This is a genomic window from Sphingomonas sp., from assembly GCF_031380695.1.
In the GTDB taxonomy this organism is placed as follows: Bacteria; Pseudomonadota; Alphaproteobacteria; order Sphingomonadales; family Sphingomonadaceae; genus Sphingomicrobium.
In genome coordinates this window covers 1-1798 of the sequence record NZ_JANMWY010000150.1, presented here as the reverse complement: position 1 = coordinate 1798, position 1798 = coordinate 1, and the positions used below count along the sequence as shown (strand labels likewise).

Below are 1798 nucleotides of genomic sequence, written 5' to 3'. Positions count from 1 at the left end.
CCTCGATCCCGCCCTTCTCGTTAAGCCACTGCGTGTAGACCAGCCGCCCGCACGCAACGTCGACCTCGTTCGCGCACACCCGGCCCAGCACGCGCAGCGCGTCGCGGCCCTCGAGCCGGAACTTGGCGAACGACGACTGGTCGAACAGCCCGACGGCCTCGCGCACCGCCTTGCACTCGGCCGCACAATTTTCAAACCAGTTCTGGCGACCAAAACTATATTCGTATTTGGGCGTCGACCCGGGATCGCCATACCAGTTGGGCCGTTCCCAGCCGAAGGCTTCGCCGTGGCAGGCACCCGCCGCCGCAACCCGGTCATGGATCGCCGAGCGTCGCACCCCGCGCGCCGTCTCATACTGCTTGAACGGATAATGGGTCGCATAGAGCAGTCCGAGACTCTCGCTGACCCGCTCGCGCAGATATTTGCGGTTGATCTGGAACGGCATGTTGCGGCGGACATCGACCGTCCACAGGTCGGCCGGTGGGACGCCGTCGCGGATCCATTCAGCCATGACCTTGCCGATCCCGCCGGCCGATTGCAGCCCGATCGAATTGAGCCCCGCCGCGACAAAGCAGCCTTTCAGCTCGGCGCTCTCGCCCAGATGATAGCGCACGTCGGGCGTGAAACTTTCGGGGCCGCAGAAGAATTTCTGGATGCCGGCATTCTCTAACGCCGGCACGCGCCGCATCGCGTCGATCAGCACCGGCTCGAAATGGTCGAAATTCCCCTCGATCTCGTCGAAGCAAAAATCCTCGGAAATGCCGTCCATCCCCCACGGTCGCGCATGGGGTTCGAACGCCCCGACCAGCAGCTTGCCCGCGTCATATTTATAGTAGCCGCAATAGTCATAGTCGCGCAGCACAGGCAACGCCGGGGACAATCCGTCGATGCCTTCGAACAGCACGTAATAATGTTCGCAGGCATGCAGCGGAACCGTCACGCCAATGCTCACCGCGAGATCGCGTGTCCACATTCCCCCGCACAGTACGACATGATCGGCGTCGATCTGCCCTTCGGCGGTTTCGACCCCGGTGACACGCTCGCCGTCGTGACGGATGCGCGTGACCTTGCTGTTCTCGAAGATGCGCACTCCGCCACTACGCGCGCCCTTGGCGAGCGCCTGCGTGATGTCGACCGCATTGGCATAGCCGTCGCTGGGGATATGAATGCCGCCGACCAGATCGTCGACGTTGGCGATCGGGTAGAGTTCCTTAATCCGCTCGGGCGTGATGACATCGACCGGCAGGTCGAACACCTTCGCCATTGATGCGCTGCGCTTCAATTCCTCGAAGCGCTCGGCGGTCGTCGCCATCGAGATCGAACCACACTGGCGATAGCCGGTCGCCTGCCCGGTTTCAGCCTCGAGCCTGCGGTAGAGTTCGCCGGTATATTTTGCGAGCCGCGTCATGTTGATCGACGGCCGCAGTTGCCCGACCAGTCCCGCCGCATGCCATGTCGTGCCGCTCGTCAACTGCTTGCGTTCGAGCAGGACGACGTCGCCCCAGCCGATCTTCGTCAGATGATAGGCGATCGAACAACCGATCACCCCGCCACCGACGATGACGACGCGGGCCCGGCGGGGGAGCTCGGCGGCCATCGCTCAGGCCTTCATACGAAGATTGTCGGCGTCATAGGCCGGATGTTCGAGTACCACCGCTGAGCGACGCTCGCCCTGGACCTGGATGTCGAACCGCGTTCCGGCGTCGGCGAACGCCGGGTCGATCGCGCCGAAGAACAGGCTCTTGCCGACGCGGTGACCATAGCCGCCAGAAGTCGTCATGCCGATGCAGCGATCCCC

General features: G+C 63.5%; 2 protein-coding genes. Both read right to left on the bottom strand.

The annotated features are described in order from the left end of the window. A partial coding sequence (locus tag RMN84_RS05765) for an FAD-dependent oxidoreductase (RefSeq protein WP_309611243.1) occupies positions 1 to 1597 on the bottom strand: 1597 nt, incomplete at its 3' end. 3 nt (positions 1598 to 1600) lie between these two features. Further along, positions 1601 to 1798: glycine cleavage T C-terminal barrel domain-containing protein (locus RMN84_RS05760; protein ID WP_309611242.1), on the bottom strand; the 198-nt coding region annotated here is incomplete at its 5' end.